At 70.9% G+C, this 19751-nt stretch carries 18 protein-coding genes and 1 pseudogene; 10 read left to right on the top strand and 9 right to left on the bottom strand.

The features are described 5' to 3' along the window. Window positions 1–103: 103 nt before the first annotated feature. Window positions 104–841: a TetR/AcrR family transcriptional regulator C-terminal domain-containing protein gene (locus CEB94_RS20720; protein WP_175433641.1), complete on the top strand. Its 738-nt coding sequence runs from the start codon at window positions 104–106 to the stop codon at window positions 839–841. 31 nt (window positions 842–872) lie between these two features. On the opposite strand, the gene CEB94_RS20715 is transcribed toward CEB94_RS20720, so the two are convergent. Then, the gene (locus tag CEB94_RS20715; RefSeq protein WP_175433640.1) at window positions 873–1337 is read right to left on the bottom strand and encodes an SseB family protein; all 465 of its coding nucleotides are present in this window, start codon (window positions 1335–1337) and stop codon (window positions 873–875) included. A 122-nt stretch (window positions 1338–1459) separates the two neighbouring features. On the opposite strand from CEB94_RS20715, the gene CEB94_RS20710 reads away from it, so the two are divergent. The 4 genes from CEB94_RS20710 (at window position 1460) to CEB94_RS20695 (ending at window position 5965) form a co-directional block, all read left to right on the top strand. Continuing rightward, window positions 1460–2272, top strand: a complete 813-nt coding sequence (locus tag CEB94_RS20710) for an intradiol ring-cleavage dioxygenase (RefSeq protein ID WP_175433639.1) — start codon at window positions 1460–1462, stop codon at window positions 2270–2272. Between the two features lie 134 nt (window positions 2273–2406). Continuing rightward, window positions 2407–4248: an acyl-CoA dehydrogenase gene (locus tag CEB94_RS20705; protein ID WP_175433638.1), complete on the top strand. Its 1842-nt coding sequence runs from the start codon at window positions 2407–2409 to the stop codon at window positions 4246–4248. Between the two features lie 75 nt (window positions 4249–4323). Further along, window positions 4324–5622, top strand: a complete 1299-nt coding sequence (locus tag CEB94_RS20700) for a M18 family aminopeptidase (protein ID WP_175433637.1) — start codon at window positions 4324–4326, stop codon at window positions 5620–5622. An 88-nt stretch (window positions 5623–5710) separates the two neighbouring features. Beyond that, on the top strand, window positions 5711–5965 hold the full coding sequence (locus CEB94_RS20695) for a DUF6458 family protein (protein ID WP_031137490.1): 255 nt from the start codon (window positions 5711–5713) through the stop codon (window positions 5963–5965). 265 nt (window positions 5966–6230) lie between these two features. Here the strand turns inward: CEB94_RS20695 and CEB94_RS20690 are convergent, their stop codons facing one another. After that, window positions 6231–6623 carry a cupin domain-containing protein gene (locus tag CEB94_RS20690; protein ID WP_175433636.1) on the bottom strand — a complete coding sequence of 131 codons (393 nt, stop codon included), beginning with the start codon at window positions 6621–6623 and terminating at the stop codon, window positions 6231–6233. Between the two features lie 52 nt (window positions 6624–6675). Here CEB94_RS20690 and CEB94_RS20685 point away from each other — a divergent pair, with 52 nt between their 5' ends. Both CEB94_RS20685 and CEB94_RS20680 read left to right on the top strand, forming a co-directional pair. Beyond that, the gene (locus tag CEB94_RS20685; protein ID WP_175433635.1) at window positions 6676–7674 is read left to right on the top strand and encodes a GlxA family transcriptional regulator; all 999 of its coding nucleotides are present in this window, start codon (window positions 6676–6678) and stop codon (window positions 7672–7674) included. Next, window positions 7671–8162, top strand: coding sequence for an LURP-one-related/scramblase family protein (locus CEB94_RS20680; protein WP_175433634.1), 492 nt, complete (start codon window positions 7671–7673; stop codon window positions 8160–8162). The genes CEB94_RS20685 and CEB94_RS20680 overlap by 4 nt, the downstream gene beginning before the upstream one ends. 23 nt (window positions 8163–8185) lie before the next feature. On the opposite strand, the gene CEB94_RS20675 is transcribed toward CEB94_RS20680, so the two are convergent. After that, entirely contained in the window at window positions 8186–8983 is a 798-nt protein-coding gene (locus tag CEB94_RS20675) for a carbon-nitrogen family hydrolase (RefSeq protein ID WP_175433633.1), read from the bottom strand. 181 nt (window positions 8984–9164) lie between these two features. Between CEB94_RS20675 and CEB94_RS20670 the strand changes: the two genes are divergently transcribed. Together CEB94_RS20670 and CEB94_RS20665 are read left to right on the top strand one after the other, a co-directional pair. Next, the gene (locus CEB94_RS20670; protein ID WP_175433632.1) at window positions 9165–9989 is read left to right on the top strand and encodes a maleylpyruvate isomerase family mycothiol-dependent enzyme; all 825 of its coding nucleotides are present in this window, start codon (window positions 9165–9167) and stop codon (window positions 9987–9989) included. A 211-nt stretch (window positions 9990–10200) separates the two neighbouring features. Further along, on the top strand, window positions 10201–10941 hold the full coding sequence (locus CEB94_RS20665) for an SAM-dependent methyltransferase (RefSeq protein WP_175433631.1): 741 nt from the start codon (window positions 10201–10203) through the stop codon (window positions 10939–10941). A 1-nt stretch (window position 10942) separates the two neighbouring features. Here the strand turns inward: CEB94_RS20665 and CEB94_RS20660 are convergent, their stop codons facing one another. Then, complete coding sequence (locus CEB94_RS20660) at window positions 10943–12238, bottom strand: MFS transporter (RefSeq protein ID WP_175433630.1); 1296 nt, start codon at window positions 12236–12238, stop codon at window positions 10943–10945. Then, on the bottom strand, window positions 12235–12885 hold the full coding sequence (locus CEB94_RS20655; RefSeq protein WP_175433629.1) for a GntR family transcriptional regulator: 651 nt from the start codon (window positions 12883–12885) through the stop codon (window positions 12235–12237). The genes CEB94_RS20660 and CEB94_RS20655 overlap by 4 nt, the downstream gene beginning before the upstream one ends. Before the next feature lie 209 nt (window positions 12886–13094). Here CEB94_RS20655 and CEB94_RS20650 point away from each other — a divergent pair, with 209 nt between their 5' ends. Beyond that, the gene (locus CEB94_RS20650; RefSeq protein ID WP_175433628.1) at window positions 13095–13994 is read left to right on the top strand and encodes a D-alanyl-D-alanine carboxypeptidase family protein; all 900 of its coding nucleotides are present in this window, start codon (window positions 13095–13097) and stop codon (window positions 13992–13994) included. 67 nt (window positions 13995–14061) lie between these two features. Here CEB94_RS20650 and CEB94_RS20645 read toward each other — a convergent pair whose 3' ends face one another. The 4 genes and pseudogenes from CEB94_RS20645 to CEB94_RS20630 form a co-directional block, all read right to left on the bottom strand. Continuing rightward, window positions 14062–14877, bottom strand: coding sequence for a twin-arginine translocation signal domain-containing protein (locus CEB94_RS20645; protein ID WP_381104711.1), 816 nt, complete (start codon window positions 14875–14877; stop codon window positions 14062–14064). Window positions 14878–14913: 36 nt separating this feature from the next. Continuing rightward, window positions 14914–17147 (bottom strand): annotated as a pseudogene (locus tag CEB94_RS20640) (glycoside hydrolase domain-containing protein). Window positions 17148–17326: 179 nt separating this feature from the next. After that, window positions 17327–18763 (bottom strand): dihydrolipoamide acetyltransferase family protein, encoded by a 1437-nt coding sequence (locus tag CEB94_RS20635; protein ID WP_175433627.1) that lies wholly within the window; start codon window positions 18761–18763, stop codon window positions 17327–17329. A gap of 10 nt (window positions 18764–18773) precedes the next feature. Next, a complete protein-coding gene (locus tag CEB94_RS20630; protein ID WP_175433626.1) occupies window positions 18774–19751 on the bottom strand; it encodes an alpha-ketoacid dehydrogenase subunit beta in 978 nt (325 codons plus the stop codon).

Raw genomic sequence — 19751 nt, 5'->3', positions numbered from 1 at the left:
GCGCACACTGTACGCACAGCGGAACGGCGTGCGCAATGCTTGGGTTCTGTACGCTGATTGCGCACGCTGTTCGCCCGCAGAGGGTCCACCCGGAGGAGCGCCCATGAGCAGGAGCAGGACGACGGACAAGAGCCCGATCCCGTCCGTCTGGACCCGTGAGCAGCGCCGGACCGACCAGCCCGCGCTGAGCCGGGACGCGATCGTGCGCGAGGCGATCGCGATGCTGGACGCCGAGGGCATCGAGGCACTCAGCATGCGCAAGCTCGGCGCCCGCCTGAACGCCGGCGCGACGTCGCTGTACCGGCATGTCGCCACGAAGGACGAGCTGATGGAGCTCGCGGTGGACGAGGTCGCCGCCGAGATCCACGTCCCGCCGGCGGACAGTCCCGACTGGCGCGCGGCCGTCACCGAGGCGGCCGGGTCCTTCCGTACGACGGCGCTACGGCACCCCTGGCTGACCCTGGTGCTGGGGCAGGCGGGGCTCGCCTATCTGGGGCCGAACTACATGAGTTTCTCGGAGCGACTGGCGGCCCTCTTCACGGCCGCGGGATTCCCCGAGCCGAGCCGCGCGATCGACGCCGTCTTCTCGTACGTCATCGGCATGTCCACCACGGAGGCCGCCTGGCTCACCACCGTCGCCCGTTCCGGCGAGAGCGAGTCGCAGTTCGTGGCCCGGCTGCTGCCCACGGCCCGGCAGGTCTCCGCCGGCTACGACCACCTGGCGGCCGCCGATGCCGGGGCCGCCGACCAGGCCGTCGACCCGGCCCGGATCCGTGACGACAAGTTCGCCTACGGCCTGGAGGTCGTCCTGGACGGCCTGGCGCTGCGCCTGCCCGAGTAAGGGTCAGCCGCCGTCTGCGCAGCAATGGCGTCTAGCCATACATCCGGCGCATGGCGAACTCGACCATCTGCTCCACGGCCTTCGCGTCGAACACCATGCGGTGCTCGCCCTCCATGTCGAGGACGAAGCCGTAGCCGGTCGGCAGCAGATCCAGCACCTCGGCACCGGTGATCACGAAGTACTTGGACTCCTTGCCCGCGTACCGACGCAGTTCCTTGAGCGTGCTGAACATCGGGATCACCGGCTGCTGGGTGTTGTGCAGGGCGAGGAAACCGGGGTTGTCGCCGCGCGGGCAGTAGACCTTCGACGTCGCGAAGACCTGCTGGAAGTCCTCGGCGGCCATCTGTCCGGTGGTGAAGGCGCGCACCGCGTCCGTGAGGGAGGGCGGGGACGGCTCGGGGTACAGCGGCGACTGCTGCCCGTACCCGCCGGACATCGGCTGCTGCGGAGGGGCGTACTGCCCTTGCGGGCCCGCTGTCTGGTCGTAGCCGTACATGAGCGCAAGCGTACCGAGAGCGGAGGGGCCGGCGGGCCGGTACGGCCCTCCCGGCAAACCGACAGCGAGTTGACAGCGCCCGCTCTGTGGATCGCCGCGGCCGCCGCTCGTAGCGTCGTGTCATGACCGGACGCCATGACGAGAGCCCGCCCGAGCACGGCGGAGGCCTCTCCCACGACCTCCCCGTCCTCGCCCGCCGCCGGATGATCCGGCTGATGGCGGGCGCGAGCCTGCTCCCGCTGGTGGGCTGTACGTCGCAGGAGACGACCTCGGCTCCCCCCTCCTCGTCCGCCTCGTCCGCGGGTTGCGCGGAGATCCCCGAGGAGACGGCCGGCCCGTTTCCCGGCGACGGCTCCAACGGCGTGAACGTGCTGAAGGAGAGCGGGGTCGTCCGCAGCGACATCACCCAGAGCTTCGGCGACTCTGCGGGCGGCACCGCCGAGGGGGTGCCCCTGACGATCACGCTGACGGTGGTGGACGCGGCCTCCGGCTGCGGGACGCCGAAGCAGGGCGCCGCCGTCTACGTGTGGCACTGCGACCGGGACGGCGCCTACTCCCTGTACTCCGAGGGCGTCACCGAGGAGAACTACCTGCGGGGCGTCCAGGAGACGGACGAGAAGGGCCGGGTCACGTTCACGAGCATCTTCCCCGGCTGCTACCCGGGCCGCTGGCCGCACGTCCACTTCGAGGTCTACGGCAGCCTCGCCGACGCCACCGCGGCCACGTCGATCACGAACACCTCGCAGCTCGCCTTCCCGGAGGACGTCTGCGACACGGTGTACGCCACGGACGGCTACGGCGACAGCGTGCGGAACCTGAGCAGCCTCTCCCTGGAGGACGACGGCATCTTCAGCGACGGTCACGACCGGCAGCTGGCGGCGATGACGGGCAGCACGGCGGACGGCTACACCGCGGCCTTGACCGTTCCGGTGTGACCTGTCACAGATGACCGGATGGGGTTGCATCTTATTACTGGCGGGTAGCATCATCGTAGCTACTTGTTGGTACGTGAACTAGCGCGAGGATCCAGTGCCTCGCCGATCTCTCTACGGAGCCGGGAGCCGTCGCCATGGGGCACTACAAGTCGAATCTCCGCGACATCGAGTTCAACCTCTTCGAGGTACTCGGGCGGGACAAGGTGTACGGCACCGGCCTGTTCGAGGAGATGGACGTCGAGACCGCGAAGAGCATCCTGGAGGAGCTGACCCGCCTCTCGGAGAACGAGCTGGCGGAGTCCTTCATCGACGCCGACCGCAACCCGCCGGTCTTCGACCCGGAGACCAACACCGCGCCCGTCCCGGCGTCCTTCAAGAAGAGCTACCAGGCCTTCATGGACTCCGAGTACTGGCGCCTCGGCGTGCCCGAGGAGATCGGCGGCACCACCTCGCCCCGCTCCCTGATCTGGGCCTACGCCGAGCTCATCCTGGGCGCCAACCCGGCCGTATGGATGTACTCCTCGGGCCCGGCGTTCGCCGGCATCCTCTTCGAGGAGGGCAACGAGGTCCAGAAGCACATAGCCAAGGTCGCCGTGGAGAAGCAGTGGGGCTCCACGATGGTGCTCACCGAGCCCGACGCGGGCTCCGACGTGGGCGCCGGCCGCACCAAGGCCGTGCAGCAGGAGGACGGCTCCTGGCACATCGAGGGCGTGAAGCGCTTCATCACGTCCGGTGAGCACGACATGTCGGAGAACATCCTCCACTACGTGCTGGCCCGCCCCGAGGGCGCCGGCCCCGGTACCAAGGGCCTGTCCCTCTTCCTCGTCCCGAAGTACCTCTTCGACTTCGAGACCGGCGAGCTGGGCGAGCGCAACGGCGTCTACGCCACGAACGTCGAGCACAAGATGGGCCTGAAGGCCTCCAACACCTGCGAGATGACCTTCGGCGACCAGCACCCCGCCAAGGGCTGGCTGATCGGCGACAAGCACGACGGCATCCGCCAGATGTTCCGCATCATCGAGTTCGCCCGCATGATGGTCGGCACGAAGGCGATCTCCACGCTCTCCACGGGCTACCTGAACGCGCTGGAGTACGCCAAGGAGCGCGTCCAGGGACCGGACCTCGCGAACTTCATGGACAAGACCGCGCCCAAGGTCACCGTCACCCACCACCCCGACGTGCGCCGCTCGCTGATGACGCAGAAGGCGTACGCGGAGGGCATGCGCGCCCTGGTGATGTACACCGCCTCGATCCAGGACGCGATCCAGATCAAGGAGGCCGCCGGCGAGGACCCCGCCACCGAGCACGCGCTGAACGACCTGCTCCTGCCCATCGTCAAGGGCTACGGCTCCGAGAAGGGCTACGAGCAGCTCGCCCAGTCGCTGCAGACCTTCGGCGGCTCCGGCTTCCTGCAGGAGTACCCGATCGAGCAGTACATCCGGGACTCCAAGATCGACACCCTCTACGAGGGCACCACGGCGATCCAGGGCCAGGACTTCTTCTTCCGGAAGATCGTCCGCAACCAGGGCGCCGCGCTGAACTCCCTCGCCGAGGACATCAAGAAGTTCCTGGCGCTCGGCACGGGTGGCGAGGAGCTGGCCGGTGCCCGCGAGCACCTCGCCAAGGCCGCGGTCGAGCTGGAGGCCATCGTCGGCCTGATGCTCACCGACCTCGCCGCCACCGAGCAGGACGTCAAGAACATCTACAAGGTCGGGCTCAACACCACCCGCCTGCTGATGGCCTCCGGTGACGTGGTCGTCGGCTACCTGCTGCTCAAGGGCGCCGCCATCGCCGCCGAGAAGCTGGAGACCGCCTCCGCCAAGGCTGTGTCTTCCAAGGATGTGGCCTTCTACACCGGCAAGATCGCCGCCGCGAAGTTCTTCGCCGCCAACGTCCTGCCGGGCGTCACCCTGGCCCGCAAGGTCGCCGAGGGCGTCGAGCTGGACCTGATGGAGCTGGACGAGGCCGCGTTCTGATCCTTCACCTCCTCTGTTCGAGGGCCTGTTCCCCTACGCCGGGAACGGGCCCTCGTCCGTCGTTAAGGTGAACCCATGACCGAACCAGCCCGCTTCGACCGCGGCCACACCGACGACCTCATGACCTTCCTGGCGGCGAGCCCCACGCCGTACCACGCCGTGGCCACAGCCGCCGAGCGGCTGGAGAAGGCCGGCTTCAGGCAGGTCGCCGAGACGGACGCCTGGGACGGGACGAGCGGCGGCAAGTACGTGCTGCGCGGCGGCGCGATCGTCGCCTGGTACGTGCCGGAGGGCGCCGCACCCCACACGCCCTTCCGGATCGTCGGCGCCCACACCGACTCCCCCAACCTGCGCGTCAAGCCGCTCCCCGACACCGGGGCGCACGGCTGGCGCCAGGTGGCGGTGGAGATCTACGGCGGGCCGCTGCTCAACTCCTGGCTGGACCGCGACCTCGGCATCGCCGGCCGCCTGACCCTGCGCGACGGCTCGACGCGCCTGGTGGACGTCGACCGGCCGCTGCTGCGCGTCCCGCAGCTCGCCATCCACCTGGACCGCTCGGTGACGGCCGACGGCCTCAAGCTCGACAAGCAGCGGCACATGCAGCCGGTCTGGGGCCTCGGCCACGACGTCCGCGACGGCGACCTGATCGCCTTCCTGGAGGAGACGGCCGGCATCCCGGCGGGCGAGGTCACCGGCTGGGACCTGATGACGCACTCCGTGGAACCGCCCGCCTACCTGGGCCGCGACCGCGAGCTGCTGGCCGGGCCGCGCATGGACAACCTGCTGTCGGTGCACGCCGGCACCGCGGCCCTCGCGGCCGTCGCCTCGTCGTCGTCGCAGCCGGCCTCCATCCCGGTCCTGGCCGCCTTCGACCACGAGGAGAACGGCTCCCAGTCGGACACCGGCGCGGACGGGCCGCTCCTCGGCAACGTGCTGGAACGCTCGGTCTTCGCCCGCGGCGGCTCCTACGAGGACCGGGCCCGCGCCTTCGCCGGCACGGTCTGCCTGTCCTCCGACACGGGCCACGCCGTACACCCCAACTACGCGGAGCGGCACGACCCGACGCACCACCCGCGCGTCAACGGCGGCCCGATCCTCAAGGTCAACGTCAACAACCGCTACGCCACGGACGGTTCGGGCCGCGCGGAGTTCACGGCGGCCTGCGAGGCGGCCGACGTGCCCTTCCAGTCGTTCGTCTCCAACAACTCCATGCCCTGCGGCACCACGATCGGCCCGATCACCGCCGCGCGGCACGGCATCAGGACCGTCGACATCGGCGTGGCCATCCTGTCGATGCACAGCGTGCGCGAACTGTGCGGCGCCGACGACCCGTTCCTCCTCGCCAACGCGCTGACGGCGTTCCTCGAGAGGTAGAACGGGCCGTCACCGCATGGGTGTTCCCCTCGGGGGTACCCGGTGTTCCGGGACCGGAACGACCGGACCGTACAGGGAGGCGACACACATGGGCCTCGGCGGATGCATCATCCTCATCGCCGTGGGAGCCATCCTCACGTTCGCGACCGACTGGGACATGCAGGGGGTCAACCTCGACCTGGTCGGCATCATCCTGATGATCGTCGGACTGATCGGCGTCACCACGTTCAGCAGCATCGCCAGGCGCCGGCGTGTGGTGGTACCCCCCACGACACAGGTCGTCGAAGACCCGGCGGCACACCACCACCGCCGGGACGGCTACAGCGACGGTTACGGGGTGTGACGTCCAGCATCCTCAGGCGTCCATCCCGGCCGAAACCAGGCCCCGACGGGCCAGAAGCCCAACCCGCGACCCGACCCCTCCACGCGCTTGCTCGTCTCGTCCACCCCGCCGGAGCCGCTGCGCAGCGACGAGGGCGCGGGGCCTGATCCGTCCCGCGCCCTCGAACGCGACCTCTCCGAGCTTGCCCTCCTGGTATGAACGCCGGACCTACCTCCGTCGCCGCGTCGAACTCCAGATCGGTGACTGACGGGGCCGGTAGCGGCGTTCACCCCAGCGCGTGTCCCGTAGTGGCGTCCACATGGTCCGGGACCTCGTCGTGGCGGTCGCCGACCGTGAGGGTGCCGGTCGGTTCGAACATGAGGATCGCGGTCGGGACGGGGGCGTACGGCTTGTGCTCGGTGCCGCGCGGGACCGTGAAGACACTGCCCCGGGGCAGGACGACCGTGCGCTCGCCGGCCGGCTCGCGCAGGGCGAGGTGCAGTTCGCCGTCGAGGACGAGGAAGAACTCGTCGGTGCGATCGTGGACGTGCCAGACGTGTTCGCCCTCCACCTTCGCGATGCGGACGTCGTAGTCGTTCACGGCGGTGACGATGCGGGGGCTCCAGCGCTCGGAGAAGGTGGTCAGGGCGTGGGCGAGGGAGACGGGTTCCTGGGTCACAAGGCGATCCTGCGGGATGCCGTGGACGTCGTGCGAGTGCTAGGAATCGCACATGTCGCAAGGATCCTCGCAACGCCCGCACAGGGTCGCCGTGATCGTCGACGAGGGCACCAACCCCTTCGAGGTCGGTGTGGCCACCGAACTGTTCGGGCTGCCGCGGCCCGAGCTGGGGCTGCCGGGGCCGTTGTACGAGGTGACGCTGTGCGCGCCCGCGCCGGAGATCCGGATGAACCACGGCTTCTTCACTCTCACCGGCGTCCGCGGCCTGGACGCCGTGGCGGAGGCGGACACGCTGGTCGTGCCGGGCCGGCCGGACAACGTCGTACCGCGCGGCCCCGACGTCCTCGACGTCATCCGTCGGGCACACGCGCGTGGCGCCCGGGTCGTGAGCTTCTGCACCGGCACCTTCGCCCTCGCCGAGGCCGGACTGCTGGACGGGCGGCGGGCGGCGACCCACTGGCGCTGGACGGACTGCTTCCGCCGGCTGCACCCGCGGGTGCTGTTGGAGCCGGACGTGCTGTTCGTCGACGAGGGCGGTCTCCTCACCGCCGCCGGCAGCGCGGCCGCGCTCGATCTCGGGCTGTACATCTGGCGGCGTGATCACGGCGCGGAGATCGCCAACCACGTCTCCCGCCGGCTGGTGTTCGCCGCGCACCGCGACGGCGGTCAGCGGCAGTTCGTGGAGCGGCCGGTCCCGGAGGTGCGGGACGAGTCCCTGGCCCCGCTGCTGGCGTGGGCGCAGGAGCGGCTGGATGAGCCGCTGACCGTGGCGGACCTGGCCGCACGCGCGCGTGTCAGCCCCGCCACGCTGCACCGCCGCTTCCGCGCCCAGCTCGGGACGACCCCGCTGGCGTGGCTGACCGGGGAGCGCGTGGGGGTGGCCTGCCGGCTGATCGAGCGGGGTGAGGAGCGGCTGGACGTCGTGGCGGCCCGCAGCGGACTCGGGACGGCCGGCAACCTGCGGACCCGGCTGCGGCGGGTGACCGGGCTCAGCCCGTCGGCCTATCGGCGGCGTTTCGGAGGCGGCGGCGGGGAAGCCCTGGGGTCATGAGATTCCTCGTGTACGACCGGCTTCTCGGCTTCGGTGACGACTACTGGATCGAGGACGACCACGGCAGCAAGGTCTTCCTCGTCGACGGCAAGGCCCTGCGGCTGCGGGACACCTGGGAGCTGAAGGACACCCAGGGGCGCGTCCTCGTCGACATCCACCAGAAGATGCTCGCCCTGCGCGACACCATGGTGCTCCAGCGGAGCGGGGAGCCGCTGGCGACGATCCGACGGAAGCGGCTGTCCCTGCTGCGCAACCACTACCGGGTGTCCCTGGCCGACGGCAGCGAGCTGGACGTAAGCGGCAAGATCCTGGACCGGGAGTTCGCCGTCGAGTACGACGGGGAGCTGCTGGCGGTGATCTCCCGGCGGTGGCTGACCGTACGGGACACCTACGGCGTGGACGTCGTCCGCGAGGACGCGGATCCCGCGCTGCTGATCGCGGTGGCCGTGTGTGTGATCCACCTGGCGGAGAAGGAGCGGGAGGACTGAGCCGTCCGAGCCGCCGCCCGTTCTCAGGGCCGGTGAGGAGGCCGCAGTCCCAGCATCCGGTCCTTCAGCGCCGGGAACTGCTCCCGGGTCGTCGCGACCTTCCCCGGGTCGAACTCCACCGTGAGGACCTCCTCGCCGGCACCGGCCTGAGCCAGCACCTCGCCCCACGGGTCGACCACGATCGAGTGACCGGCCTGGGGAACTCCGGCGTGCGTCCCGGCCGTTGCGCAGGCGAGGAGGAACGACTGGTTCTCCACGGCCCGTGCCTGGGCCAGCAGCGTCCAGTGGGACCGGCGGCGCTCCGGCCAGCCCGCCGACACCACGAGCGTCTCGGCACCGGCGTCGACGAGACCGCGGAAGAGCTCAGGGAAGCGGAGGTCGTAGCAGGTGGACAGGCCCAGGGTCGTCGCGGGCAGACGCACCGTCACCAGCTCCGTGCCCGCGCCCATCAGCACGGCCTCGCCCTTGTCGAAGCCGAAGCGGTGGATCTTGCGGTAGGCGGCGGCCAGATCGCCGGAGGGGGAGAAGACGAGGGAGGTGTTGTAGAGCGGTCCGTCCGGGTCACGCTCGGGGATCGAACCGGCGTGCAGCCACACCCCCGCGTCACTCGCGGCCTTCGCCATCGCCTCGTACGTCGGCCCTTCGAGCGGCTCGGCCTCGCGCCCGAACTCCTCGTAGGCGAAGGCACCCGTGGTCCACAGCTCCGGCAGGACGACGAGATCGGCCCCGGCCTGTTCCCGGACCATCCCCGCCACGCGTCGGCGGCGCGCTTCGACCGATTCGTCCTCGTTCACGGCGATCTGGATCACAGAAGCGTGCACACTACCACCGTCCTGGCATTCGAGCCGTCCACACGGGCCTACGATCGTCACACGAAAGCACTGCCGGGGTGCCTCACAGCAGCGTAACTTAGCTCGCAAGACACCCGCCGACAGCCGCCACCTCCCACTGGCAACGCCGCCACCACCTGCCCGTGCACCGACCGCCGAGGGGTCCCGTTCCGTGAGTCTGCATCCCACCCTCCAGCCCTACGCCGACGCCTGGACCCACTCCGTCGAAGCGATATCCGAGCTGCTCCAGCCGCTCGCGGAGGCCGAATGGAACCGGCGGACGCCGTGCCCGGGGTGGTCGGTGCGGGACGTGGTCTCCCATGTCATCGGTCTGGACTGCGAGATGCTCGGCGACCCGCGGCCCATCCACAGCCTCCCGCGCGACCTGTTCCACGTCACCAACGAGCACCAGCGCTACATGGAGATGCAGGTCGACGTCCGCCGCCACCACACGGCGCCGGAGATGACCTCCGAGCTGGAGTACGTGATCATCCGCCGCAACCGGCAGCTGCGGAACGAATCGCGTGACCCGGGCACGAAGGTGCGGGGGCCGCTCGGCAGCGAGCTCACCCTCGAGGAGTCGATGCGGCGCCACGCGTTCGACGTGTGGGTGCACGAGCAGGACCTGCGCACGGCCCTCGGCCGGCCCGGCAGCCTCGACTCCCCCGGCGCGCTGGTCGCCCGTGACGTGCTGCTCGGCGAACTGCCTCGCGTGGTGGCCGAGGACGCACAGGCGCCGCGCAGCTCGGCGGTCGTCTTCGACGTGCACGGGCCCGTCGAGTTCCTGCGCACGATCCGCGTCGACATCCAGGGCCGCGGCACCCTCGAAACGGCCCCGGCCCTCGGCCCGGCCGCGACCCTCACGCTCGACTGGGAGACGTACGTCCGTCTGGCCTGCGGCCGCGTGACCCCGGAGTCGGTGTCCGACCGGCTGAAGACGGAGGGCGACCCGGAGCTGACGGCGGCGATCCTGAGGAACTTCACGGTGACGCAGTAGGGATGACCCGGCTGCGGTCATGCGTGCGGCCCCAACCGCGGGCATGCGCGCCGCCCCCCCAGCTGCGGTCATGCGTGCCGCAAGGGGCGGCACGGGTGGGCGCGGCGGCACCCCGCTACGCCGGGCTGCGGATCCACCCGGCCCCGGGCGTCGACGCCGAGCACCGAAAACCTCGTGCCGCCGCCCCCAACCCCCCGTAACGTCCCTCGGCATGACGCCACCCCACCGCACCCGCCTGACCTTCCACGGCCCGCTGTCCGAAGCCCGGGCAGACGCCCTCGTACAGCGCCTCACCCGCCACCGCCCCACCACGGTCCTGGACATCGGCTGCGGCTCGGGTGAGCTGATGCTCCGCGTCCTGGCCACCGCGCCGGAGGCGACCGGCACGGGCATCGACCTGGACTCCGACGACCTGGCGCGAGGGCGCAAGGCCGCCGCGGACCGCGGACTGGCATCCCGGGCCCGGTTCCTTCAGGAGTCCGCCAGCGGAACCACCCGGGGCCCCGCCGACCTCGTCCTGTGCGTGGGATCGAGCCAGGCCCTCGGCGACCGGCTCCCCGAGGCGCTCGGGGAACTCCGCCGCCTGGTCACCGGCCACGGCCGCGTCCTGCTCGGCGAGGGCTTCTGGCAGCGCGCCCCCACCCCCGACGAACTGTCCCGCATGTGGCCGGACGCCGCCGCGACGGACCACCCCGACCTCGCGACCCTCATCGGCCTGGCCATCGACGCGGGGTTCAGGCCGGAGTGGACGGAGACCGCGAGCCTCGACGAATGGGAGCAGTTCGAGTCGGGATACCTCGCGGACACCGAGGTGTGGCTCGCCGAGTACCCCGATGACCCCCTGGCGGCCCAGACCCGTGAGCGCGCCGACCGGCACCGCGCCAGGTGGCTCACCTACCGCGGCGTCCTCGGCCTCGCGTACCTCACCCTCGTACCGGTGGCGGCCCGCTGACCTACGCCGGCACGTGCACCGTCTCCACCCGGCTGGCCACCAGCCGCTCCCGCTCCCGCCGAGCCGCCTGCCGGCGCAGCCGCAGGATCTGGGAGACCCCGGCCGCCTGGAGCACGAACACCACCGAGAAGGCCAGGGAGTAGTCGCCGCCGGTGGCGTCCAGGAGCACACCGATCGCGAACAGCGTGGTTATGGAGGCCACGAAGCCGCCCATGTTGGTGATGCCGGAGGCGGTGCCCTGCCGTTCGGGCGGGTTGGCCGGGCGGGCGAAGTCGAAGCCGATCATCGAAGCCGGTCCGCACGCCCCGAGCACCGTGCACAGCACGATCAGCAGCCACATCGGGGCGTGCGCGCCCGGGTAGGCGAGGGTCGCCGCCCACAGGGCCGCCGTCGTGCCGACCGTCCCGAGCGCGAGCGGCAGCCGCGCCCCGTGGTGCCGGGCGACGATCTGGCCGTAGACCAGGCCCACCACCATGTTCGACAGCACGACCAGCGTGAGGAGTTCACCGGCCACCGCCCGGGACAGCCCCTGCGCCTCGACGAGGAACGGCAGGCCCCACAGCAGCAGGAACACCATCGCCGGGAACTGGGTGGTGAAGTGCACCCAGAGGCCGAGTCGCGTCCCGGGCTCCCGCCAGGAGGCGGCGATCTGCCGCCGTACGTAGGCCGCGCCCTGGTGCGGGAGCGGCTCCGGCTCGTGGCCCTCCGGGTGGTCCTTGAGGAACAGCAGCACCAGGACGAGCACCACGGCCCCGGCGGCCGCGCTGCCCGCGAACGCCGCCGTCCAGCCGATGCCGTGCAGCAGCCGGGCCAGGACGAGCGTGGAGACCAGGTTGCCCGCCATGCCGACCAGTCCCGCGAACTGGGCGACCAGCGGTCCGCGGCGGGCCGGGAACCAGCGGCTGCCCAGGCGCAGCACGCTGATGAACGTCAGCGCGTCACCGCAGCCGAGCAGCGCCCGGGAGGCGAGCGCCGTTCCGTACGAAGGGGAGAAGGCGAAGCCCAGCTGCCCGGCCGTGAACAGCACCGCGCCGAGCGCCAGCACCTTCTTGGTGCCGAGCCGGTCGACCAGCAGGCCGACGGGGATCTGCATGCCCGCGTAGACCAGCAGCTGGAGGATGGAGAAGGTGGACAGGGCGGAGGCGTTCACATGGAAGCGGTCGGCGGCGTCGAGGCCGGCCACGCCCAGGGACGTGCGGAAGATGACCGCGACGAAGTAGACCGATACGCCCGTGCCCCAGACGGCCAGCGCCCTGCGACCGCCCGGCGGGTCGCCCGGTATCGCGGTGGCGCTCATCGGGCCTCCCCGCGGGCCAGGTGCGAGAACCAGCCGACGTGCCGGCGGACGAGGCCGACGGCCGCTTCCGCGTCACCTGAGCGCAGCGCGTCGAGGATCTCCTCGTGCTCGGCGAGGGTCTTGGCGATGCGGTCGGGGTGGGAGTGCATGACGGCCACGCCCATGCGCAACTGGCGGTCGCGCAGCTGGTCGTAGAGGCGGGAGAGGATCTCGTTGCCGCCGCTGCGGACGATCTCGGCGTGGAAGCAGCGGTCGGTGACGGCGGCCCCGGCGAGGTCCCCGGCGGCGGCCTGCCTCTTCTGCCGGGCCAGCAGCTCCTCCAGGCGCTCGATGAGCCCGGCCGGCGCGGGCACGGCCTTGCGCGCCGCGTGCTCCTCGACGAGCAGCCGGGTCTCGACGACGTCGGCGATCTCCTGCGCGGAGACGGGCAGGACGAGGGCGCCCTTCTTCGGGTAGAGCCGGATCAGCCCCTCGGCCTCCAGCCGGAGCAGCGCCTCGCGGACCGGCGTGCGGGAGACGCCCACGGCTTCGGCGAGCTCGCCCTCGGTGAGGAGGGTGCCGCCCTCGTAGCGGCGCTCCAGGACGCCCTGTTTGACATGGGCGTAGACGCGGTCGGCGGCGGGCGGTTGCTTCACGGCCAGGGTCATGCCGACAGCATAGATACAACAGGTACGCATGAATGGATACGTCCAGTATGCGGACTCGAATGTCACACATCCGTGGCAAAGGGGGGTCCCCCTCGGCAACAGCACAACCACGTGTGCTAGTTACAAGTCAGACACGTGCGGCCCCCTTTCCCCTCGTCCTCAACTCGGCCGCACCCGTTGGGGCATTCGACGCAATCGGGGTACTTCACTTGATAACCGGCATTCAGGGCACCCGCCTCCGCAGAGCAGCGGCCGTCGCCGTCACCACCGGCGCCATGCTCGCCACCGGTGCCCTCACCGTCGCGCCGGCGCAGGCCGCCTCGGCGCCCTCCATCGCCGCCAAGGGCGGCTACGTGATGAACAACGCGACCGGCAAGTCGCTCTACACCAAGGCGGCCGACACGCGCCGCTCGACCGGCTCGACCACCAAGATCATGACCGCTCTGGTGGTGCTGAAGCAGTCGAACCTCAACATGGACAGCAAGGTCACGGTCCAGAAGGCGTACAGCGACTACATCGTCGACAACAACTACGCGTCCAACGCGAAGCTGATCGTCGGCGACAAGGTCACCGTCCGCCAGCTGCTGTACGGGTTGATGCTGCCGTCCGGCTGCGACGCGGCGTACGCCCTCGCCGACAAGTTCGGCTCGGGCTCGACGCGCTCGGCGCGCGTGAAGTCGTTCATCGGCAAGATGAACACCACCGCCAAGAACCTGGGTCTGAAGAACACCCACTTCGACTCGTTCGACGGCATCGGCAAGGGCGCCAACTACTCCACGCCGCGCGACCTGACGAAGCTCGCCGGCGCCGCGATGAAGAACTCCACGTTCCGCACGGTCGTCAAGACGAAGAAGTACACGGCGAAGACGACCACCAAGACCGGCGGCACGCGGACGATGGCGCCGTGGGAGAACACCAACCCGCTGCTCGGCAGCTACTCCGGCGCGATCGGCGTGAAGACCGGTTCCGGCCCGGAGGCGAAGTACTGCCTGGTCTTCGCCGCCACCCGCAGCGGCAAGACGGTCATCGGCACGGTCCTCGCCTCGACCGGCCTGACCGCCCGCAAGACCGACGCGACGAAGCTGCTCAACTACGGCTTCACCAAGTAGGACTCGAGCAAGATGACCGAGGGGCCCTGCCGCACACCGCGGCAGGGCCCCCTTCGTCATACGGCTGTCATGCCGCGGCGCGCTGACGGCGCTCCAGCGCCCGGGCCGCCTTGCGCCGGCCGCCCGACAGCACGTTCACCGCCGCACCGGCACCGGCTCCCGGCTCCAGCTGCCAGCCGCGGATCCGCGCCGCGACCTGTACCAGCCGCTGGTCGCCCGGCCGTACGTCGACGCAGAACAGCGACTCGTCGGGCGTACGGTCGTCGCCGCCCCAGCGGAGCACGCCGTCGAGCTCGGCGAGGATGTCGCGGATCACGACCTCCTGCTGCGGGAAGAAACCGCCCCGGGCGCCGCGCGGGTAGGAGCCGGCCCGGATCCGCACGGCCGTGCCGGACGCCAGATTCGACTCGGGCCTGCTCCTGGCGAGTGCGGCGGGGTCGTGCCATCCGAGGACGTCGCCCCGGCGCAGCGGGTCGACCTCGTAGTGGAACCGGCGCACCAGGTGGACGAGGACGGTCTCCACGTCGCCCATGCGCACGGCGACACCCCCCAGCGGGGTGCCGGGGACGGGGCGGGTGTAGACGGTGCCGCCGTCGTCGGCGACGTTCTCCATCTCCCAGCCGTTGTGGGAGCGCGAGCCCGCCAGCACGCGCCGGCTCCGGTCCTGCGCGCTACGCAGGGCGTCCCGCACGCGGGCCGGGATGGGGTTGTTCGCGTCGGCGTACGCCTGGGACAGGAAATGGGACAGGGGCAGGGCGGCTACGCCTACGGCACCGCCGACCGCGGCGACACGGCCGAGCAGGGCGCGGCGGGACAGGCCACGGCGGTGGGCGGCGCCGGCCGCCGGTGATCTGCGGAGGATGTGGGGGAGGCTGAGCTTCAACGGAGTCTCTTCCTGAAGTTCTCCGCGCACACGCGCTCAGGCGTTGCGGAGGATGCTGTTGTACTTCTCGAAGATCTGGTAGACGGCCAGGCTCTGGTGCGTCTGGGACTCCACGTCGGGGTCCCAGGCCCGGTAGCGGCGCAGGAGTTCGGTGATCTCGAACTCGGCGAGGTCGAGACGCATGGACCGCGGGGTGGTGACGCGGTCGCCGGGGGCAGTTGGCCACCGGGCCTGCCCCGGGTGTCCCACAGGTGGATCAGCGCCGCGGTGCGCACACTGAACGCGTTGTCCTTGTTCAGCTGCTGCCACACGGTCCACAGGTCGGCGTCCTTGGCCGGGTCGCGGCGCTCGCCGGTGGTGAAGCCCCAGCCGATGCAGTGGTTCCAGGCCTGGATGGCGTCGCTCGCGCTGATCTCGCCGATGCCGGTGTGCGAGTCCCTGACGGAGCCGGAGCCCGTGCCGTGGTGGTCGGCGACCTGCTGGTCGGTGGACTGGGCGGCGAGACCGTAGTCGCGCATGGCCCAGTAGACGACCGTCTGGATCAGCGCCTTGCGCATCGTGTACGTCGTCGACAGCTCGGTGATCAGCCCGTCCTGGTCCTGTATCGCCGCGATCGCCTGCGCGTTGGTGTAGAGCCGCGCGTCGCTGCCGATGCCGCCCGTGTCCGGGCGGCCGATCGACTGCATGTAGCGCGAGAGGTCGGCCCGCAGCGCCGGCACCTGGCGCTCGTCGAAGGCGACATCCGGGACGGCGGGCCGCGGCCGGTCGAACGAGCCCTGCCCGGTGTCCCGCCCCGAGGCGATGTCGGCGTCGATCTCCAGCTGCCCGTCACCGGAGCCGAGGGTGCGGATGACGAACTGGTCGTAGGCCCAGTCCTGCGGCAGCGGGTGGCCGGCGTTGCCGTCGAAGCCCGAGGACATGCCGGCGACGAAGCTCGCCGTCGAGTAGCCGGCCGCACCGACCCGCGCGCACACGTTGCGGGAGCCGTAGACGCCGATCTCGTACGGGTGGCCGGAGTCCGCCATCGCCTCCTTGATGCCCTTGAAGTGGGGCAGGACCTTCGCGGTGATCTCGGCGTCGATCGCGTCGAAGTCCACAGCGAAGAAGATCCGGCTCCCCCGGCGGAAGCCGTGGTCACGGGCGGCGTTGACCGCGGCGTACCCGGCGGTCCGCCCGGCGACGTAGTCGAAGTCCGAGGCGTCGTTGTTGACGGTCTGGTAGATCGGGAAGCAGCGCAGGCCCTGCTGGGCGATGGTGACGAGCTCACCCGGCTGGATGGCCTTCTCCGGCAGGGAGGTGGCACTCGGGTTGGTGAGGTAGCGGCCGATGTACGTGATCCCGGCCGCCTTGAGCGATGCCGCCCGGGCGGGGGTGACCTTCGCGATGGTGTCGCAGGCCTTGGCCGGGCGGGACTGGTCGCCGAAGGACGCCAGCAGGGAGGCGAAGGTGGCGAAGTCGCCCTGGCCGGTGGCCGGGAGAGCCGCGAAGGTCTGGAAGGCCCGGACCGCCGCGGCGAGGGAGGAGTCGAAGGTGTCGGTGAGGGCCGCAGGCCGCCGGTTGACGACCATCCCGGCGGAGAACAGCTGGACGAAGACGCCCTTGTCGCCCTGGGCCACGGGGTGCGACTTCAGGCCCGACTGGGTACCGGGCCCGAAGTTGCCGTTGGCGGTGCCGTCCGCCATGCCCAGCTCGTACTGCACGCCGAAGAGCAGCGCCTTGAGGGTGTCCCGGGTCACGAGCCCGTCGCAGGCGATGACGTAGAAGTCCTGCCGGTTCAGGTAGCGGCCGTTGAGCCACTGCTGGACGGCCCTGACCTGTCCGGTGCCCGGGGCGCCGGGGACGTAGGAGTCCATCGTCAGCAGCGCCTTGACCACCTTCGGCGTCAAGCCGGCTCCCGGGAGGGCCTGTTCGACGCCCATGTCGGTCTTGAGCCGGGTGACGGCGGCCTGCACCCGCGTGCTGTAGGTGCCGTCCAGGTCGCCGCCGTCGTAGCCCTTGCAGTACAGCCCGGCCTGGAGGATGCGGCAGAAGTCGGGCGACGGGACCGTGTCCGCGTCGAGCTTGGGGTACTTGGCGGTCAGTGTGCTGAGCGTGGTGGGGCCGAAACTGTCGGAGAGCGCTGTGATGCCCAGCTCGTACTGCAGGGCACGGGTCAGGGCGTACAGGGTCGCCCAGTCGGCCTCGCCGCTCTCCTCCACGGTCGTGCCGATACGGCTGCCGTAGACGGAGTTGACGAATCTCTGGGCCTTGAGCACCATCGCGTCGCGCATGAAGAGTGATCGTATGTCCGGCTAAACCGCTTACTGTGGGGTACTTGGGCGGGTCCCGGGAGCTTCTTGTGCTCTTCGGACCACCGCCGGTTCACCTCGCCGAGCGCGCGGACAAGGCCACCGGCGGCAGACGCCGGCGGCCCCCCGCCCGGGTGGGTCGGGGGGCCGCCGCGGCCGGTTCACGCCCAGGTGATCAGGCGCTTGGGCTGCTCCAGGATCGCCGCCACGTCGGCCAGGACCTTCGAGCCCAACTGGCCGTCGACCAGACGGTGGTCGAACGACAGCGCCAGGGTGGTGACCTGACGGGGCTTCACCTTGCCCTTGTGGACCCACGGCTGGGGCTTGATCGCGCCGACCGCCAGGATCGCGGACTCGCCCGGGTTGAGGATCGGCGTGCCCGTGTCGACGCCGAAGACGCCGACGTTGGTGATCGTCACCGTGCCGCCCTGCATGGCCGCCGGGGACGTCTTGCCGTCCCTGGCCGTCGCCACCAGGTCGCCCAGCGACTCGGCCAGCTGCGGCAGCGTCTTGGCGTGGGCGTCCTTGATGTTCGGCACGATCAGGCCGCGCGGGGTCGCGGCCGCGATGCCCAGGTTCACGTAGTGCTTGACCACGATCTCCTGTGCGGCCTCGTCCCAGGACGCGTTGACGTCCGGGTTGCGCCGGATCGCGACGAGCAGCGCCTTGGCGATCAGCAGCAGGGGGTTCACGCGCAGGCCCGCGAACTCCTTGTCCGCCTTCAGCTCCTCGACCAGCTTCATCGTGCGCGTCACGTCGACCGTCACGAACTCCGTGACATGCGGCGCCGTGAACGCCGAGCCGACCATCGCCGCCGCCGTCGCCTTGCGGACCCCCTTGACCGGGATGCGGGTCTCACGCGCGGTGTCGTACGACACCGGCGCCTGGGCCGCCGCCGGGGCGGACGCGGCCGACGGCTCGGGTACCGCCGGGACGGCCGATGCGACCGCCGCGTGCACGTCCTCGCGGGTGATGACGCCGTCCGGGCCCGTCGGGACGACCGTCGTCAGGTCGACGCCCAGGTCCTTGGCCAGCTTGCGGACGGGAGGCTTGGCCAGCGGGCGTTGGGTGCCGGCCGGGGCGGCCGGGGTGGCCGGGATGGCGGGGGCGGCCGCGGCGGGGGCCGCCGGCGCGTGGCCGTTCAGCTCCGTCTGGATCGCCGGTGAGGCCTGCCGGACCGGGACCTCCGGGCCCTTGCGGGGACGGCGGCGGGTGGACGAGGTCGCCACCCCGTAGCCCACCAGGACCGGCTGGCGTCCCGAGCCCGCCGCCTTGGGCTCCTCGGCGGGCTCGGCCGCCGCGGGCCGCTCGGCGGCGGGCGCGGGTGCGGCACTGCCACCGCCCACGTCCACCGAGATGATCGCCGTGCCCACGTCGACCGTGGTGCCCTCGGGGAAGTGCAGGTCCCGGACCACGCCGTCGTACGGGATGGGCAGCTCGACGGCCGCCTTCGCCGTTTCGACCTCGCAGACCACCTGGCCGTCGGTGACCATGTCGCCGGGCTGGACGTACCACTTGAGGATCTCGGCCTCGGTGAGTCCCTCGCCCACGTCGGGCATCTTGAACTCGCGCACGGACGCTTCCGTCATCGTCGTCACGACCCTCTCCTCAGTACGCCAGCGAGCGGTCGACGGCGTCCAGCACCCGGTCCAGGTTCGGCAGGTACTCCTCCTCCAGGCGGGCCGGCGGGTACGGCGCGTGGTAGCCGCCGACCCGGAGCACCGGGGCCTCCAGGTGGTAGAAGCAGCGCTCCGTGATCCGCGCGGCGATCTCCGCACCCGACCCGAAGAACACCGGTGCCTCGTGGACGACGACCAGGCGGCGCGTCTTCTCCACCGACGCCTGGATCGAGTCGAAGTCGAGCGGGGAGACCGAGCGCAGGTCCAGGATCTCCAGGTTTTTGCCCTCCTCGGCGGCCGCGTCCGCGACCTCCTGGCAGAGCTTCACCATCGGGCCGTAGGCGGCCAGGGTGAGGTCGGTACCCTCGCGGACCACCTGGGCCTTGTGCAGCGGGCCCGGGATCGCCTCCGTGTTGACCTCGCCCTTGTCCCAGTAGCGGCGCTTGGGCTCGAAGAAGATCACCGGGTCGTCGCTCTGGATGGCCTGCTGCATCATCCAGAACGCGTCCGCCGCGTTCGACGGGCTGACGACCTTCAGGCCCGCCACGTGCGCGAAGAGCGACTCGGGCGACTCGGAGTGGTGCTCCACCGCGCCGATGCCGCCGCCGTAGGGGATGCGCACGACGACCGGGAGCTTGACCTTGCCCAGCGAGCGGGCGTGCATCTTCGCGAGCTGCGTGACGATCTGGTCGTACGCCGGGAAGACGAAGCCGTCGAACTGGATCTCCACCACCGGGCGGTAGCCGCGCAGGGCCAGGCCGATCGCCGTGCCGACGATGCCCGACTCGGCGAGGGGGGTGTCGATGACGCGGCTCTCGCCGAAGTCCTTCTGCAGGCCGTCCGTCACCCGGAAGACGCCGCCGAGCTTGCCGACGTCCTCGCCCATGATCAGGACCTTGGGGTCGGACTCCAGGGCGCGGCGCAGCGACTCGTTGATCGCCTTGGCCAGGGCCATCTTGTCGGCCAT

This window comes from Streptomyces hawaiiensis, assembly GCF_004803895.1.
Lineage (GTDB): Bacteria > Actinomycetota > Actinomycetes > Streptomycetales > Streptomycetaceae > Streptomyces > Streptomyces hawaiiensis.
This window is presented reverse-complemented; position numbering and strand designations above follow the sequence as displayed.

What these genes read in the sequence shown, in the direction of transcription:
- CEB94_RS20720 (WP_175433641.1), top strand. Translation starts at nt 104, where the DNA reads ATGAGCAGGAGCAGGACGACGGACAAGAGCCCGATCCCGTCCGTCTGG.
- CEB94_RS20715 (WP_175433640.1), bottom strand. Translation starts at nt 1,337, where the DNA reads ATGTACGGCTACGACCAGACAGCGGGCCCGCAAGGGCAGTACGCCCCT.
- CEB94_RS20710 (WP_175433639.1), top strand. Translation starts at nt 1,460, where the DNA reads ATGACCGGACGCCATGACGAGAGCCCGCCCGAGCACGGCGGAGGCCTC.
- CEB94_RS20705 (WP_175433638.1), top strand. Translation starts at nt 2,407, where the DNA reads ATGGGGCACTACAAGTCGAATCTCCGCGACATCGAGTTCAACCTCTTC.
- CEB94_RS20700 (WP_175433637.1), top strand. Translation starts at nt 4,324, where the DNA reads ATGACCGAACCAGCCCGCTTCGACCGCGGCCACACCGACGACCTCATG.
- CEB94_RS20695 (WP_031137490.1), top strand. Translation starts at nt 5,711, where the DNA reads ATGGGCCTCGGCGGATGCATCATCCTCATCGCCGTGGGAGCCATCCTC.
- CEB94_RS20685 (WP_175433635.1), top strand. Translation starts at nt 6,676, where the DNA reads ATGTCGCAAGGATCCTCGCAACGCCCGCACAGGGTCGCCGTGATCGTC.
- CEB94_RS20680 (WP_175433634.1), top strand. Translation starts at nt 7,671, where the DNA reads ATGAGATTCCTCGTGTACGACCGGCTTCTCGGCTTCGGTGACGACTAC.
- CEB94_RS20665 (WP_175433631.1), top strand. Translation starts at nt 10,201, where the DNA reads ATGACGCCACCCCACCGCACCCGCCTGACCTTCCACGGCCCGCTGTCC.
- CEB94_RS20660 (WP_175433630.1), bottom strand. Translation starts at nt 12,238, where the DNA reads ATGAGCGCCACCGCGATACCGGGCGACCCGCCGGGCGGTCGCAGGGCG.
- CEB94_RS20655 (WP_175433629.1), bottom strand. Translation starts at nt 12,885, where the DNA reads ATGACCCTGGCCGTGAAGCAACCGCCCGCCGCCGACCGCGTCTACGCC.
- CEB94_RS20630 (WP_175433626.1), bottom strand. Translation starts at nt 19,751, where the DNA reads ATGGCCGACAAGATGGCCCTGGCCAAGGCGATCAACGAGTCGCTGCGC.